Origin of the sequence: Dysgonomonas sp., from assembly GCF_035323175.1 — a bacterium.
Taxonomy (GTDB): Bacteria; Bacteroidota; Bacteroidia; order Bacteroidales; family Dysgonomonadaceae; genus Dysgonomonas.
On the sequence record NZ_DAOKYH010000018.1, the window covers coordinates 43079 to 60705 of the forward strand.

The window sequence follows — 17627 nt, forward strand, 5'->3', positions numbered from 1 at the left end:
GCGAAATTTAGAAAACAATATTAACACCTAACGAGTAATTACGGGCAAACGGATAACTCACAAAACTGCCTCCGTCTTCAGGGTCCCATCCGCCGGGCGCATTGTGTATTTCAAAGAGGTCTTCCCCACTGAAGTATATCCTGACTTTCTCCAGTTTCGCTTTCAGTGTATACTTTTTAGGGATAGTATAGCCGACCTGCAAGTTCTTCAACCTGATATACCCTACATTATGTTTGGTGTTGGTAGAGATATAATAGTTATAATTTTTTCTGGTACCATCGTTTGATATAGCCGGATACTTGGCATCGGTTCTTTCTGGCGTCCATGTTTTTCCATACCAGTATTCTGCCGACTGATACCATGGTGCATTAAACGGTTTACTGGCATCTCCTTCGAGGAACATCGTGCGCTTGCCTACTCCCTGAAAGAATGCACCTAAGTCGAAGCCTTTATATTCAGCATTGAGATTGAATCCGAAGTTGTACCGGGGATTAGTATTTCCTAAATAAACAAGGTCGCCATCGCCATCAGCATATTCAGTCAGATTACCATCGCCGTTCAGATCTTTATACTTGGCATCTCCTACTTGTATCCTTTTATCCTGTACGGTTCCGCTATTAGGGAAACGAGACTTGTATTCGGCAAGTTCCTGTTCATTTTGGATAATACCATCAAATACATATCCGAAATAAGAATCCATTGGATAGCCTACAGGTGTCCTGTTATTTCCATATCCTATTATAGAGTTCCCGATTCTTTTGGCTATTTCATTCTGAGCATCACTTAAACTCGCTCTTACCGAATATTTGAAATCACCGATCTGGTCTCTCCATCCTAATATGATTTCCCAACCGTGGATTTTCAGTTCTCCACTGTTCGTTGAAGGAGCTGCAATCCCCAAAATGGAAGGATAAGTAATGGAAATCAACATATTCTCATTGGTTTTCCAGAAGTAGTCGAAAGACCCGTATAGTCTGTTATTCAGAAAACTGAAATCTATACCGATGTTTACAGACCTGATAGTCTCCCATGTACGGGAAGTAGAAACCAGATTCGACTGATTCGCCATCTGACCTTTTGCCCCATTGCCGAACGGGTAATAATTTCTGTTGATATTAATTAGTTCGATAAAATCATAAGGACCTATATTAGATTGATTTCCCATTTTTCCGTAGGAAGCCCTGAATTTGAGGTCGTCGAAAATATTTAGCGGCTTTATAAATGATTCTTCACCTATACGCCATGTTGCATTTACTCCCGGGAAATATCCCCAACGTTCACCCGGCGCAAATCGAGAACAACCATCCCCACGTAATGTAGCTTCGATAAAATACTTATTAGCGAATCCATAATTAAGCCTCGAGAAGAAAGAGTTAATGGTCCATGCGTTACCATCACTAGCTGCATCCTGATCTTCGGGGCTACCCATGCTGATAGGCATCTGTTCCTGCTGATCGAAATTGATACGCTTTGCCCAGAATTTGTCATAGTCGGCAGATTCATGAGACCCTCCGAACATTATACCTATATCATGTTTTTGAGCAAATGTCTTTTTGTATTCTCCATACAATGTAAAGTTTTTAGACAACGTTTTGGCATAATTACGCTCGGCGCTATTGGGTTTTCTTGCCGTCCGATGATTTACATTTTCCCAATTGTAGCTGTAAAGCATCTTCTGGACGATATACTCATCTGCATCGCTCTTGCGAACTATAGCACGCCCTGTAAGGTTTAGCCCGTCTATAACCTGCCAACGCAATTGGTTGTTGAACGTAAAGTTTCCGGCTGTTCGACGAGACTCTCCTCCATCTTGCAATACTTGTGCCGGATTGTCAAAACCTTCGAAAGTATAGAAATTTCCTGCCGGATTGTATACAGGTGCCCAACTGCGAGTTTTGTATATCAACTCCCATATATTCTGTCCCTGACTAATACTGGAAGAGTAATCCCTATCACTAGCCTCATAGGATATATTAAGGTCATAGTTGAGGTTTTTTACTATTTCTATATTAGATTTTACACGCACAAAATAACGCTTGTCCGAATCTATTCCAAATTTAGGTAGTCCCTCTTCTTTCTGGTAGCCCAAAGAAATGAGATATGTATATTTATCTCCCCCTCCGGAAAAGCTGACATTATAATTCTGAATATTGCCATTTCCTATAATATGTTCATTCCAATTCTGGTCTTTGTAGAATTTTGGATATGCATTGCCCCAGCGTCCCCATGTTGTTCCGGCTGGAATAACTTTATCGCTGCCCTCAAGAATGAGTTGTAATTCATCTTGGGTATATTCTATAGGAAAACTGCCGTCTGTGATTTCAAGAGCCATAGCAGCATGCTGATAAAGATTGGCAGGTTTTTTCAACAGTGCCGGTTTCTTTATCGAGTAATATGCATCGAGGGTTACCTTTAATTTTTGGTTCCTGTTCGCATTTTTTGTTGTAATCAGTACAACCCCGTCAGCAGCACGCGCCCCGTAGATAGCTGCTGTCCCGTCTTTGAGAACAGATATATTCTCGATATCGGCAGGGTTTATTGTACCCAAATCTCCTTCTGCGCCATCAATCAATACCAACGGAGCTCCTCCATTGACAGACGAGATATCACGTACACGCAAAACCGGACTACTTCCGGGGGCCCCACTTGTACGTATCACAGTAAGACCCGGAACCTCGCCTTGGAGTGCTGAGGCTGCATTTTGGATAGGACGGGACTGGAATACTTTCGAATCGGCTGTAGCGACAGCTCCTCCCAGATTGGCTCTTTTTACAGTTCCGTAACCTATCACAACAACCTCATCCATTTCGCGGATTTCTTCTTTCAGTGATATATTTATAGACCTTCTATTACCCACAGGCTCTTCATATTTCAAAAAACCTATCATCGAATAGATCAGAACAGCATTTCTGTCGGGAACATTTATGGTATACTTGCCATCTGTGTCGGTAATTGTACCGAATGTAGTATTTTTCACGACAACACTTACCCCGGGTAATACTTCTCCGTTTGCATCTGTAACTATACCCGTTATATCTATTTGCTGCTGATGTGCTTCGCGGGTCTTATTTTCACCCTTATTTTTTTCAGTAAGGATGATATCTTTATCAATTACTTTGTACTCTACATTGTAATTTGAAAACAATTCGTCCAGAATAGAAAACACGGCTTTCTTCTTCACTTTTACAGATACCGTACGATCTACATCGACCAGTTTATTATTGTAGTAAAATCGAAATTCCGATTGTTTTTCGATTTCGTCCAAAACATCAACGACTTTCTTGTTTTGGATGTCAAGGGATAATGTTACTTGTTGAGCATACGAATGGGCTGCAAAAGAGACATTAATTGACAGAATAAGTAATGTCAACGATAATTTCATAGTAAGAGGAATTTTGTGTAACTCGAGGAAACGGTTACAATATCTCCAAGGTTGTTGGAGATGATGGATTTTTCTCATATTTTTGTTATGCTTTAAGTAAAAAATAAATTGTTTTTCAGATTTGTTTTTTAGCACGGGAATATGCTGGTAACATGTTTCCGTGTTTTTATTAGATTTCTTCTGGTTATTTTTTCATAGGCTGTTAAATTTTAAGGTTAGTTGATTTTGAAAGATATCCGAGTTGTTTTCTTTTCGTTCTATCGCCTCAATACCACGACAGATTTAGTCCCTTTTTCATCTTTCTGATAAGTTATATTATAATCTATTTGTGATGATATCTTCATATAATCCAACACCTGATACAAAGGTCTGTCTTCGAAGGTTCCGGTAAATGTATAAGTATCTATGATTTTATTTCTCACATCGAACTCCACTTTATAGAAACGGGACAATCGCGCCAATACCTCCGGCATGGGTGTTTTCTTGAATACCAAACGGCTATACATCCAGTCTGTCTCTCTATCCGTATTAGCACTTACTACCTCCAATTCGTTATTCTGTAGGGAGTAGATTGCTTTTTGCGAAGGCAACAAAACCGTCTTCGTGTTCTTCCCCTGAATATCGACCTGAACACTTCCGGATATAAGTGTTGTCTGAATAACATTGTCGTCTTTATAGGCCTGCATATTGAACTCTGTTCCGAGTACCTTAACTTTATACTTCTTATCCAAAGCACTCACAACAAAAGGTTTCTCTTTATTATGAGTCACTTTAAAATATGCTTCACCTGAGAGAGTAACATTTCGTTCTCCGTCGGTATAATGGGACGGATATGTGATGCTGCTTCCCGAATTAAGACAAACTTCCGTTCCATCGGGTAACACCAGACGAGTACGGGAGTTATCATTCGATTCTACTGTAATCATAGATGGAAGAAAGCTCTCGCGCAAGCCTAGATATTGAAAGAAGAAAGAACCTATACCTAGAATACCTATAATCAAAGATGCTGCTACGCCAACCCGCTGGAGGAATAAACGCCTTCCTTTTCTCTTGATTTTATTATTTACGATTCGAAATGCGGCTTCAGTATCACGATTCTTAATCCGCTGTTGTGTTCTTTGAGCATAATACATGCGTGCCAGCTGAATAAGGAGCTCTTCATTTGCGGTGTCTTTCCCACTCCATTCTTTGACCAATAAACTCTCCTCTTGCGTTACTTCTCCGGTAATATATCTAAGGAGCAATGACTCATCTGGTACCTCAATATATGATTTTTCGTTTAATTCCATTTTTTTTATAAGTCTATTGACTACATGTTTCTATATATACGACACATATATTGTGCACCACCCTAAACTACAAATCAAATTTTTTATTAATTTTAATGGCCCTACTTTTCTTGAAAGTTTTATATACTTATTATTGATGAAAAAATTACCTTTGCCCGCACCTTAAATATTATGGATGAACAATTGCTTCTAAACGGAATTTTAGAAGGGGATACTAGGGCTTATAAAGAAATGTTTATTAAGTTCTATTCACCTCTTTGTGAATATGTTTCACAATTTATTTCTGACGTTGAGGCTGAAGAATTAGTTCAAGATCTCATGTTGCATATATGGGAGAAAAGGAAATATCTGGCTGTCGAAACGTCCCTGAAATCGTATCTGTTCGTTGCTGCCAGAAACCGTACTTTTAATGCAATCAGGAGTCAACAATACAGAAAAAAAGTACATACGATATTATATGAAAAAATAAAAGAGCAATTCGAAGACCCCGATTATTACATGGTAGAAGAACTGGCAATCAGAATACAGTCCGCTATTAAAGAATTGCCTGAAAAATACAAAGAAGTTTTTGAAATGAGCAGGTTTGGAGAAAATACGAATGCAGAGATCGCTACAAACCTCGGAATATCTATAAAAACGGTGGAATATCGTATAACAAGATCTTTAAAAATACTCCGTATCAAGCTGAAGGACTATATGGTTCTGTAAACCGATTTTGCTACAGACAGTGTGCTATAGAAGTCGAGATAGGTATATAAAGAACTACTACTATAGCGTCTGCTATTTACGGACAATAAGAACATTACAAATTATCGTCAATACGCGCTTGGGAATAGATACATTTTTCAATAGAGTACTCGCATACTAACAATGTACTATTAAGTTAGCGACAAGACTATCTGCTTAATATATTTTGAGCCATCAATTGCTAATTTGCTTTCAAAATTGTATCTTAGTTCATTGAAATACATCGATAATACGAGCAGCCAAAGAGGCTGGTGCGTTGTGATTTGCTTTCAAAATTGTATCTTAGTTCATTGAAATACATCCAGTTGATGGTTGAAGCCCAATTTACTTCTGTTGTGATTTGCTTTCAAAATTGTATCTTAGTTCATTGAAATACATCTAATTCCGGCCAAGGATAATCAAGCTTGTCGTTGTGATTTGCTTTCAAAATTGTATCTTAGTTCATTGAAATACATCAAATTGGTACACCATACTTAGGAAGCAAACGTTGTGATTTGCTTTCAAAATTGTATCTTAGTTCATTGAAATACATCTAACTCAGGCCAAGGATAATCAAGTTTGTCGTTGTGATTTGCTTTCAAAATTGTATCTTAGTTCATTGAAATACATCAAAAGAACATTCGTCAGATGTTCGCTGACAGTTGTGATTTGCTTTCAAAATTGTATCTTAGTTCATTGAAATACATCTGATTGATCAAAAACATTATCCCCTAAGTGTTGTGATTTGCTTTCAAAATTGTATCTTAGTTCATTGAAATACATCCTTGTATCGTCAATCCCTCAGACATACTCTGTTGTGATTTGCTTTCAAAATTGTATCTTAGTTCATTGAAATACATCATGATATAGCATTATCCGGAGGTTCAACAGTTGTGATTTGCTTTCAAAATTGTATCTTAGTTCATTGAAATACATCCTTTACACGTTGGAATGATGACGACCTAATGTTGTGATTTGCTTTCAAAATTGTATCTTAGTTCATTGAAATACATCACATGGAATCAACTGTCTGACGTTTTATCTGTTGTGATTTGCTTTCAAAATTGTATCTTAGTTCATTGAAATACATCTAATTCCGGCCAAGGATAATCAAGCTTGTCGTTGTGATTTGCTTTCAAAATTGTATCTTAGTTCATTGAAATACATCAAATTGGTACACCATACTTAGGAAGCAAACGTTGTGATTTGCTTTCAAAATTGTATCTTAGTTCATTGAAATACATCTCAAAAGAAAGTAACAGAGCCGTATTTGGGTTGTGATTTGCTTTCAAAATTGTATCTTAGTTCATTGAAATACATCAGCGATAGAGTTGGCGGTGTAACTCCAACCGTTGTGATTTGCTTTCAAAATTGTATCTTAGTTCATTGAAATACATCTAACTCAGGCCAAGGATAATCAAGTTTGTCGTTGTGATTTGCTTTCAAAATTGTATCTTAGTTCATTGAAATACATCTTTTTAATATATTTTCCTCGCTTTCGTTTGTTGTGATTTGCTTTCAAAATTGTATCTTAGTTCATTGAAATACATCCTTGGCGGTGTTGATATAGATCTTTTACCTGTTGTGATTTGCTTTCAAAATTGTATCTTAGTTCATTGAAATACATCTATCAGGTAACACATACTGCACTCTATCTGTTGTGATTTGCTTTCAAAATTGTATCTTAGTTCATTGAAATACATCGACCTTGTATCTCAAATATATGCCTGGTGTGTTGTGATTTGCTTTCAAAATTGTATCTTAGTTCATTGAAATACATCACCAAGATGTAATCTTCGGCTGTTTGATAAGTTGTGATTTGCTTTCAAAATTGTATCTTAGTTCATTGAAATACATCTATCAGGTAACACATACTGCACTCTATCTGTTGTGATTTGCTTTCAAAATTGTATCTTAGTTCATTGAAATACATCGACCTTGTATCTCAAATATATGCCTGGTGTGTTGTGATTTGCTTTCAAAATTGTATCTTAGTTCATTGAAATACATCACCAAGATGTAATCTTCGGCTGTTTGATAAGTTGTGATTTGCTTTCAAAATTGTATCTTAGTTCATTGAAATACATCATAGAGCAAGGCGAAAGATACCTGAGTGAAGTTGTGATTTGCTTTCAAAATTGTATCTTAGTTCATTGAAATACATCGGATTATGTTTATTTAAAGCGTTAGAACCTGTTGTGATTTGCTTTCAAAATTGTATCTTAGTTCATTGAAATACATCATCTGGTAAATCAATACACGTAAGCGCAGTGTTGTGATTTGCTTTCAAAATTGTATCTTAGTTCATTGAAATACATCTGATAGCCGGCGTACTGTGATAAGCCTTTGTTGTGATTTGCTTTCAAAATTGTATCTTAGTTCATTGAAATACATCCGGCGAGTAAACAAAATACCTTCTCCGTAGTTGTGATTTGCTTTCAAAATTGTATCTTAGTTCATTGAAATACATCTCTGAACAATACATCCAGCAGGATATACTGGTTGTGATTTGCTTTCAAAATTGTATCTTAGTTCATTGAAATACATCAACTTCGTTGTAAGATTCATCAGCCCACCAGTTGTGATTTGCTTTCAAAATTGTATCTTAGTTCATTGAAATACATCCAATATTCGCTAAAGCCAAATCCGACTGAGTTGTGATTTGCTTTCAAAATTGTATCTTAGTTCATTGAAATACATCACATAGTAGCATCGTGCTGAGTTGACAGGTGTTGTGATTTGCTTTCAAAATTGTATCTTAGTTCATTGAAATACATCATAAAATCTTCAATTTCTTCACCAGTCCTGTTGTGATTTGCTTTCAAAATTGTATCTTAGTTCATTGAAATACATCAATATTGACTTCTTTGACCCTACAACATTCGTTGTGATTTGCTTTCAAAATTGTATCTTAGTTCATTGAAATACATCAACGTTGATCGTATTTATACGCTAGACACCGTTGTGATTTGCTTTCAAAATTGTATCTTAGTTCATTGAAATACATCATACCATCAATTGCACCATCAGCAGCATTAGTTGTGATTTGCTTTCAAAATTGTATCTTAGTTCATTGAAATACATCCCCTTGTGGTAGCAATATCAGTATCGAAATGTTGTGATTTGCTTTCAAAATTGTATCTTAGTTCATTGAAATACATCCTTTATATGCTTTTCTATAACTATGATTATGTTGTGATTTGCTTTCAAAATTGTATCTTAGTTCATTGAAATACATCAGCTAATTATAAATATAACTTTAAAGATGCGTTGTGATTTGCTTTCAAAATTGTATCTTAGTTCATTGAAATACATCGTTCCGGGACGTGATTTTCGTATCAAACCTGTTGTGATTTGCTTTCAAAATTGTATCTTAGTTCATTGAAATACATCATTATTAATCGTGGGTACGAAGATACCGATGTTGTGATTTGCTTTCAAAATTGTATCTTAGTTCATTGAAATACATCCTCACCGTGCTCAAGATTGGAGCGCTCTCTGGTTGTGATTTGCTTTCAAAATTGTATCTTAGTTCATTGAAATACATCAGAAGCGTCTCCGATGTGTAACCCAACTTGTTGTGATTTGCTTTCAAAATTGTATCTTAGTTCATTGAAATACATCATAAACGTTTCAGCTACAACTCGGTGTATAGTTGTGATTTGCTTTCAAAATTGTATCTTAGTTCATTGAAATACATCAATCCGGAGATAGCGGATAAATATATGAAAGTTGTGATTTGCTTTCAAAATTGTATCTTAGTTCATTGAAATACATCCACATATACCGTTTTACTTTTGCAGCTCGGTTGTGATTTGCTTTCAAAATTGTATCTTAGTTCATTGAAATACATCGATAGACTTATGTATTTCGATCTTACAACGGTTGTGATTTGCTTTCAAAATTGTATCTTAGTTCATTGAAATACATCTCCTAAGTAATTTTATACTACAAAGATTAGTTGTGATTTGCTTTCAAAATTGTATCTTAGTTCATTGAAATACATCAACACATTAGTTATAAAATCTTTAACAGATGTTGTGATTTGCTTTCAAAATTGTATCTTAGTTCATTGAAATACATCCATATATCTTGTTTATAAGAGTAGTTCCTTGTTGTGATTTGCTTTCAAAATTGTATCTTAGTTCATTGAAATACATCAAACAGTTCCAAACGTACATCAAGATACATGTTGTGATTTGCTTTCAAAATTGTATCTTAGTTCATTGAAATACATCTCGCAAACGGAAAGGCTAATCCGACTGATGTTGTGATTTGCTTTCAAAATTGTATCTTAGTTCATTGAAATACATCGAAAAATCAAAAAGAGAAGAGGCTCGTAAAGTTGTGATTTGCTTTCAAAATTGTATCTTAGTTCATTGAAATACATCAGTATATGATATAATACCTATAAGAGAATAGTTGTGATTTGCTTTCAAAATTGTATCTTAGTTCATTGAAATACATCAAATTAAGCTTGCTGTGACATCAATAGATGTTGTGATTTGCTTTCAAAATTGTATCTTAGTTCATTGAAATACATCACAAGTTTATCCCCTGTGTCTTGTGACATAGTTGTGATTTGCTTTCAAAATTGTATCTTAGTTCATTGAAATACATCATGTTGATCGGATTATTGCTAGCAGACCTGGTTGTGATTTGCTTTCAAAATTGTATCTTAGTTCATTGAAATACATCATGAACCGTCCTGCTAAGCATGTTTCGTACGTTGTGATTTGCTTTCAAAATTGTATCTTAGTTCATTGAAATACATCTCATTCGTTCCATTGATATGGACCTTATGCGTTGTGATTTGCTTTCAAAATTGTATCTTAGTTCATTGAAATACATCTATTTCGATAAAGGAGAAGAGCGGAAAGCGTTGTGATTTGCTTTCAAAATTGTATCTTAGTTCATTGAAATACATCATTTGGAATGAAAGCCTTAGCTACCAATCTGTTGTGATTTGCTTTCAAAATTGTATCTTAGTTCATTGAAATACATCTTTTCGCCTAAGAATAAAATATATTCCCCTGTTGTGATTTGCTTTCAAAATTGTATCTTAGTTCATTGAAATACATCGAATCTGTTCAATATAACGTGAACCACCTGTTGTGATTTGCTTTCAAAATTGTATCTTAGTTCATTGAAATACATCGTTATTCTGACTGGAAGTATATTTTGTCGGTTGTGATTTGCTTTCAAAATTGTATCTTAGTTCATTGAAATACATCCTCGGTTGAATAGTCACAAAAGAAGAGTCTGTTGTGATTTGCTTTCAAAATTGTATCTTAGTTCATTGAAATACATCAAATAGAAGATTCATTAAAAGGATGGAATAGTTGTGATTTGCTTTCAAAATTGTATCTTAGTTCATTGAAATACATCCTGCATTGGTTTTAAGAACCGTAGAGACGCGTTGTGATTTGCTTTCAAAATTGTATCTTAGTTCATTGAAATACATCACCGAAAGCAATCATATTCTTATATTGATGTTGTGATTTGCTTTCAAAATTGTATCTTAGTTCATTGAAATACATCACCAGTGATATGCAAAACAATAAATATCCGGTTGTGATTTGCTTTCAAAATTGTATCTTAGTTCATTGAAATACATCCTGTTTTGCTCTTTATCTCATCTTGTAGCTGTTGTGATTTGCTTTCAAAATTGTATCTTAGTTCATTGAAATACATCTTTGACACCTGAATAGTATCGGGTGCTCCAGTTGTGATTTGCTTTCAAAATTGTATCTTAGTTCATTGAAATACATCTCTTAAAATCGTTTTACCGTAAAAAGCTTGTTGTGATTTGCTTTCAAAATTGTATCTTAGTTCATTGAAATACATCATAAACCGTCCATAGCCTTCGATATGGCATGTTGTGATTTGCTTTCAAAATTGTATCTTAGTTCATTGAAATACATCCTTCGCTAAATACAGCACACGATATTACAAGTTGTGATTTGCTTTCAAAATTGTATCTTAGTTCATTGAAATACATCATAGAAACGATAGGAAATTTAACTGCACAGTTGTGATTTGCTTTCAAAATTGTATCTTAGTTCATTGAAATACATCTTTATCTTCGTAAGTTTCAACTAATCCCCGTTGTGATTTGCTTTCAAAATTGTATCTTAGTTCATTGAAATACATCTCTACACCCGGTAACAAATAATCTTCACTAGTTGTGATTTGCTTTCAAAATTGTATCTTAGTTCATTGAAATACATCATACCATACAACAAGTGTATGTATTTCAATACATTGCAAACACCATTAGCATTAAAAAAATCAATGTATTTCAAATAAAAATCCCGATCGAAGTCGGGATTTTTATTTTCTAAAATAATTCAAGTTGCTGCGCTCCTGTTTTCTTTGATTCAGGGCTTTTCCCATAAAATAGTTCCATCATTCCAAATTGTTTATCTGTAATGCAGAGTATTCCAACATGTCCTTTTGCCGGAAGAAAGTTTTTCACTCGTTTGATATGCACATTCGCATTCTCAACACTCATACAATGCCGTAAATAAGTCGAAAACTGAAACATGGTAAATCCATCTCGCTGTAAGTTTTTTCTGAAATCAGCGTATACTTTTCTATCTTTCTTTGTCTCGGTAGGTAGATCAAATAATACTAGAACCCACATAATACGGTATTGATTTAATCGGTCTTGCTCCATATTACCGACAGATTACAATAATTCGGGATATTTAATTTTACGTAGTTTCCCTTCGAAACATTGGTTTAAGGATGCAGTTGTCTGACCTACAGCAATCATTAAGGGGCTTTTTTGTTTCCCCATCATCACATCTATTGTTGGTATTTGTAGCAGTTTGCTTTTTAACGAAGTCGTTAATTCGGTATAATCCTCTCCACTATCAACTATCGAGAAAACTAATTCATCTACAAATGGGCGATATGGTTCCATTATATCGTCCGCTAAGCAATAAGCATTGTAACGGTTGTGGTGATGTATACCTAACGTTGGTAATAAACCACTTGCTACTAAAGAGCGGGCAATAACTGCACGAAGAATAGCATATCCGTAATTTAACAGATTATTAGGAGGATTCTCTTCTCTGCCTCTAGTAAAATTCTCGATCTGAGGAAAAGCCTCTTTCCAATAATATGCAGCAGCACGCCCTTCAAAATTATCTGGATCGCCACTTTTTACTTCTCCTGCCCAATATATCATATTACGAATATTACACGATCTAATCTTTTTCAAGACTTCTGCCTGATTGGTTATTTTGGCCTTTATGGTTTGCTGCCATAAGTTTTTCTTTAAAGGGTCAGAAGCATTGATCTGCGAGTTAAATCTTTCACTTTGTGTCTTGTTTCCGCATAATGGAAGCATCAATCCTACAGGCATGCGGCTACTATCGCAAGTCAAGAGAGCAGTATTGTTATCCAACAGTTTTTCGATAAGCCCATGTGTTAGCGTTATTTGTTTATGGTCGAGTATAACTACTCCCAAATCTTCAATGGGAAAGAGGGTTTCGCTTGCTTTCTTAAAGCTATCTGGTAAGCTGCTATTTTTCTCAACTTCGGGTAGCTTTATTACCAACTGATTGTTGCGCATACTCAAGTACGCTGGATTGCCAAAGTAAAGAGTTTTCTTTATCATAGGTTGAAGATTTAATTATCATAAAACACTATTAAATAACAAATTAAACAAAAAAAAATAAAATTTTACGTTCTTGGACTTGATAATAATATTTTTTATTATATTTGTATATTGTTATTCAAAGTTATAAATAATAATAAAAGAGGAACATTCATTTATGTTGGGTATTCTCTTCATTTAGAAAGTACCACCCCTGGACTAAATAAACGGCAATCTATATTTCGAGATGGGTTTTACATTATTGAATATCAAGTCCAGTTATGATTTGCTTTCATTGTTTAATAGATTGCTATTGGCAACCCAAACTATAGTGGTTTGGGTTGTTTGTTTATTCTCCCACATCCACTATTTGCCCAATATGGTTTACTCTCACTTTTAAAACATTATTAATTCCATTTAGCCCTAATCTCAACCACGTAATTCCTTTCAAAGAATTATTATTTTCAACATTAGTTTCCAGATGATGTCTAAAGAAATAATCTTTGTTCGTGAATTTCTGTACCCTGAATAAATTCGGACTTATCTCTGCATACTTATCGGGATCTTTCAAATCGATGCCATGAGGATCAAATCCTGTGTTAGGATTTGGGAAAACAAAATATTCGTTTTGTTTCATGGTAAACAAAAAACACCACCCCTCACTCTGTTTATAAGTTTTATCAACAATCTGCAATTTTTGGTTGGCTCTCATTGTCGCTTCATAAAATGACACAACCACTTCTTGCAGGTTGCCTTCATTATCTTTATAAATAGCAACATGATGATTGTTTCCAGTATTTATAAAATCCACAGGTTGTTTTTTACCATTTTTGCCCAATATCAAATTGCCGTCTTTATCTTTCTTATCGTGCAACGAATTGGCGTTGTTAATCCCTCGAATAGTTACCCTTTTGATAGAAATACCTTTGTCTTTATTCAGCCAAATGGGATTTTCGTCCAAATTAGAAAATGCTCTTTTAGCATCTCCGCCATATTCATCTAACCGTACTTTTAAAATAGCTTGAATACCCGAATCGATCACTTTATCTAATTTGAGATCGGGACTAATCTCTTTACGAATCGTATAGATTGTTTCCACATCTACTATCTTCACTTTTTCGGGCACACACTCCATTTGACGTTCACCCAAATAAATAGGGTTCTTAGTTAAAGCATTTTTTCCTGTGAATGCCTTTTTCGTATCATTTCCGAATGCCGCTAAACGAGCCAAAAGGGCTTCACGATAGCGTTTACTTGCGACTTTGGCTATTTGTGCTTCATCGAATCCCCCACCCACTTTTTCCTCTCTTACATTAGGACATTGAATGCTACCGTAGATAGTTTCATTATGTAGCTGACCACGTGGCGTAAGTTGCTTTTTCTTATTTACTCCACCCGATTTTTTTGTTTTATTTACGTTTACAGTAACTACTTTGTTCTTTGCTTTAATAGAAATCAAAATATTTTCCAACTGCTTTTTTGCTTCAGCTCTGAAAATGTTTAATGGCATAGGTGGTATAAATCTTAACTTGCCTTTAGTATCTCTTTTTAAATATTTTGTTTCTACCTCGTAAATCTCACTGTTTTTATCACTACGAGCATTCAGCGTATTCAGATATTGTATAAGACTCCTTTTGGTAAAGGCTACCGTAAGAGCATCCATCGCATGATGGCGATGATCGTTACGCTTCGTCCAGTCTGTTATACGTTTTATCTTATGCCCCTCTCTGTTTTCAATAATTTCGGTCAATCCAAGCTTATCGTACTTATCCCAGTTGAGTTCTTGCATCAAATCTACAAGCTGCCAGTCTTCACGCAATCGGTCGGTAATTGATCCTGTCGTAGAAACTACATCTTTTACCAATTCTTCCAACATCTCCTTAGCCTTCTTAGCTATATATTGCGTATCGTTTAGATCACGATTAATGAAATCTTCAGGGATTTCGCTAAATGGCATCATCAACTTAGTATACTTTGCTTTTTTAATAATACCTTGTTGATATAATATATCTATTCGCTTCTTGTATTCATCCAAACCTTCGGCTCCGTATTTTCTAGAAACATAATCGTAGGCAGGATCATTCCCTTTATCTCTATTTATACTACTAAGCTCTAATGTTTTATTCGAAAATGAATCGTCAAACAAACGAGATTGTGGAATAATATGCTCTATATCAAACTCCTTAGAAAAAAGCTTATCCGGCGAAATATACGTATTTGAATATAAGGTATGATATCCGTTATTCTTCAACTCATCATACAATCTGTAACGTATAATATCATTACGACTGACACGTGATAGTCCAAACTGGGCTTTGAGTATTTTCCTATATTCTTCATGATTGGCAGCAGCTTGATTTATATCCCTAGTCATTTTTTCACGTTGCTTCGCATTCTTCTTTAACTCTCTAGCCAGTTCTATACGAATCTCATCGGGTTTTCCGTAGGTATCTATTATCGAATTGATGACATTTACCATTTGATTCAATATTTTTTCTACTACGGGGTTACGCAAACTATTTTTAGGCAAAATTTCCAACCTATCCCTATAAGCCTTATTTTCTTTTTCCTCATTAGTTAATGAGTTTTTAGAATGTCTATAACCGGCATAGCCACACGCAACACTGTATTCGTTCCCTTCTTTCATGAAAGGTAATATTTTACGAATAGCTTTTGTACTAAGGCTTCCATAATCGTCCTGAAACGAAACATTAGCTAATACATGGGCATATTCTTTTTCGAAACCATACAAATCCGATAATTTTTGTATTAGTTTCTCATTTCCGGTGTTCGATTGATCCCCTTCGAACGAATATAATAAATGCCATAGCTGATAGAATGCCTGCTTTTCAAAAGCATCTTTTTCCAATGCCGAATCGAATTTAAGAATAGCGGTATTATAGCTTAGCCCTTCAAAAACAGACTTCACTATATCCAAAACATCTTTCGATCTCATTTTCTGAAAATCATATTTACCATGACCGCTCAATTCTATAATTCTTTGGTATGCTTCGAATAAAGCTGCCTGTGTTCTGTTGCCTTCGATAGTTTCTATATTTAGTTCTAACTCTTTATGATTTTTATACAACAGCTTTAAGGCATCAGTACCTTTTAATTCTTTTTTTAAACTTAGCTCATCAAACAACGTTTCTTTTTCTTCCTGATTCAAGAAACGTTTTGCTAAAATATTATCCTTGTCTGTGATCTCGATATTATTGAGTACTTGCCAGATTTTAAACTCTTGAAATATAGGAGAAGATTTAGGACATACCCTCATCCCATTAATTTTTATTTTCTTTTTTCCGTCTTCGATTATTTCAATTTGCTTACTTTCGAATTCACAAAAGCTTATCAAGCCTTTCTGACTTTTAAGTTTCCGCTGATAGAAAATAATCACATCTCTTATTTCACTTTTCAACTCAGGAGTTAGTATAGGATAAAATTTAGCTTGCGTTTCCCAGATTGTTTCAAACTCATTCAAATAGTCTTGTCTATAAAACACCTGATTTTTCAAGCGAGTATGGGGATTCTTAACTAATTGCTCCATTAAGGACTGCCCTACCGTCTGTTTATTAAAAATCAATTCTTTGCTCCTGTCGCTTATTGCACCTAGATAGCCGCTTGACTCTTTTATTGCACCACTCAGTTGTCTGACAACAAAGGCAACTTCTTCGGCAGTCAGTTGTTTCATCAAACCATCCACACGCCATTTAGAGGCTTGCAAACGTTTATCCTTATCCTTATTATCGGCTGTATAAACACCATGTATTGCCAAAAAGTATTTGGATATATTTTCCTTCCCCTGACCTTCTATTTTCTTCTTAAAATCGTCAGTAAGCATATCAGGATAAAATTGCTTTTGGAAATCCCATATTCGGTCAAGCTCAGTTTGTAGATCAGAACGATAAAAATCAGGTATAAACTTTTTACCGTTCGTCAAGAGTCTGTACGTCAATTGTCCGGGAGTAAGATTCTCTTCATGCAACCTTCTCGCCACTTCCATACCATCTATCAATTGACCTTCATCCTGAGATTTAGCCTTGCGACTGCTTTTATAACCTCGCTTTTTATTAATCATCAACAATATTTTGGCAAACTGCTGTAATGTCACTTGCTCCGTAGCTGCTTTAGCTCTGAAATGATAAGTCTGAAATGTTGTGTTATTCCCATGCTCAGACAGAATACTATCATCAGATATAAAACCATGCTGTTTTAAGATTTCTATCAGGTTTTCTCGTCTTAGTTTGTAACGTTGAAGATTCCTACGCATACTTCGTTTGAGAGTTCTATCAGCATTGGTTGTTATACTCTTCCCTTTCTCAAAATTGGACGATTCGTCAACAGTAAGAGGATTCACCCTTACTCCAAGTTTAATAATGGATGATACTTCATTCTCTTTTTCTGCTTCGCTAACAAGCGCCCAACCAATAGAAGCAACACCCAAATCTAATCCTAATATCTTTTTCATAGTATCCTTTTTATCAAAGGCTTAAAGATAAATAAATAAATTTTAAGAATATTGGTATGGTTATGTGAAATTTTAATATATTTGCAAATACAATTTGAAAGCAAATCACAATAAGGATTATTCCGTTGTGAAAACATCAAGAGCGGCACTTCGGTG

General features: G+C 35.0%; 6 protein-coding genes and 1 CRISPR repeat array. Of the genes, 1 reads left to right on the forward strand and 5 read right to left on the reverse strand.

The features are described 5' to 3' along the window. Window positions 1-7: 7 nt before the first annotated feature. A complete protein-coding gene (locus PKC55_RS15465) occupies window positions 8-3382 on the reverse strand; it encodes a SusC/RagA family TonB-linked outer membrane protein (protein WP_324373561.1) in 3375 nt (1124 codons plus the stop codon). A gap of 257 nt (window positions 3383-3639) precedes the next feature. Beyond that, entirely contained in the window at window positions 3640-4671 is a 1032-nt protein-coding gene (locus PKC55_RS15470) for a FecR family protein (protein WP_291127955.1), read from the reverse strand. Between the two features lie 171 nt (window positions 4672-4842). On the opposite strand from PKC55_RS15470, the gene PKC55_RS15475 reads away from it, so the two are divergent. Continuing rightward, the gene (locus tag PKC55_RS15475) at window positions 4843-5379 is read left to right on the forward strand and encodes an RNA polymerase sigma-70 factor (protein WP_324373562.1); all 537 of its coding nucleotides are present in this window, start codon (window positions 4843-4845) and stop codon (window positions 5377-5379) included. Window positions 5380-5596: 217 nt separating this feature from the next. Next, a CRISPR array of direct repeats spans window positions 5597-11628; the repeat unit is 47 nt; unit sequence GTTGTGATTTGCTTTCAAAATTGTATCTTAGTTCATTGAAATACATC. Between the two features lie 109 nt (window positions 11629-11737). Here the strand turns inward: PKC55_RS15475 and cas2 are convergent. The 3 genes from cas2 to cas9 form a co-directional block, all read right to left on the reverse strand. After that, complete coding sequence (cas2, locus tag PKC55_RS15480) at window positions 11738-12076, reverse strand: CRISPR-associated endonuclease Cas2 (RefSeq protein ID WP_050708797.1); 339 nt, start codon at window positions 12074-12076, stop codon at window positions 11738-11740. A 12-nt stretch (window positions 12077-12088) separates the two neighbouring features. Further along, window positions 12089-13024 carry a type II CRISPR-associated endonuclease Cas1 gene (gene cas1 / locus PKC55_RS15485; RefSeq protein WP_291129252.1) on the reverse strand — a complete coding sequence of 312 codons (936 nt, stop codon included), beginning with the start codon at window positions 13022-13024 and terminating at the stop codon, window positions 12089-12091. Between the two features lie 328 nt (window positions 13025-13352). Continuing rightward, complete coding sequence (gene cas9 / locus PKC55_RS15490) at window positions 13353-17471, reverse strand: type II CRISPR RNA-guided endonuclease Cas9 (protein ID WP_291129254.1); 4119 nt, start codon at window positions 17469-17471, stop codon at window positions 13353-13355. Window positions 17472-17627 lie beyond the last annotated feature (156 nt).

What these genes read in the sequence shown, in the direction of transcription:
- PKC55_RS15465 (WP_324373561.1), bottom strand. Translation starts at nt 3,382, where the DNA reads ATGAAATTATCGTTGACATTACTTATTCTGTCAATTAATGTCTCTTTT.
- PKC55_RS15475 (WP_324373562.1), top strand. Translation starts at nt 4,843, where the DNA reads ATGGATGAACAATTGCTTCTAAACGGAATTTTAGAAGGGGATACTAGG.
- cas1 (WP_291129252.1), bottom strand. Translation starts at nt 13,024, where the DNA reads ATGATAAAGAAAACTCTTTACTTTGGCAATCCAGCGTACTTGAGTATG.
- cas9 (WP_291129254.1), bottom strand. Translation starts at nt 17,471, where the DNA reads ATGAAAAAGATATTAGGATTAGATTTGGGTGTTGCTTCTATTGGTTGG.
- cas2 (WP_050708797.1), bottom strand. Translation starts at nt 12,076, where the DNA reads ATGGAGCAAGACCGATTAAATCAATACCGTATTATGTGGGTTCTAGTA.
- PKC55_RS15470 (WP_291127955.1), bottom strand. Translation starts at nt 4,671, where the DNA reads ATGGAATTAAACGAAAAATCATATATTGAGGTACCAGATGAGTCATTG.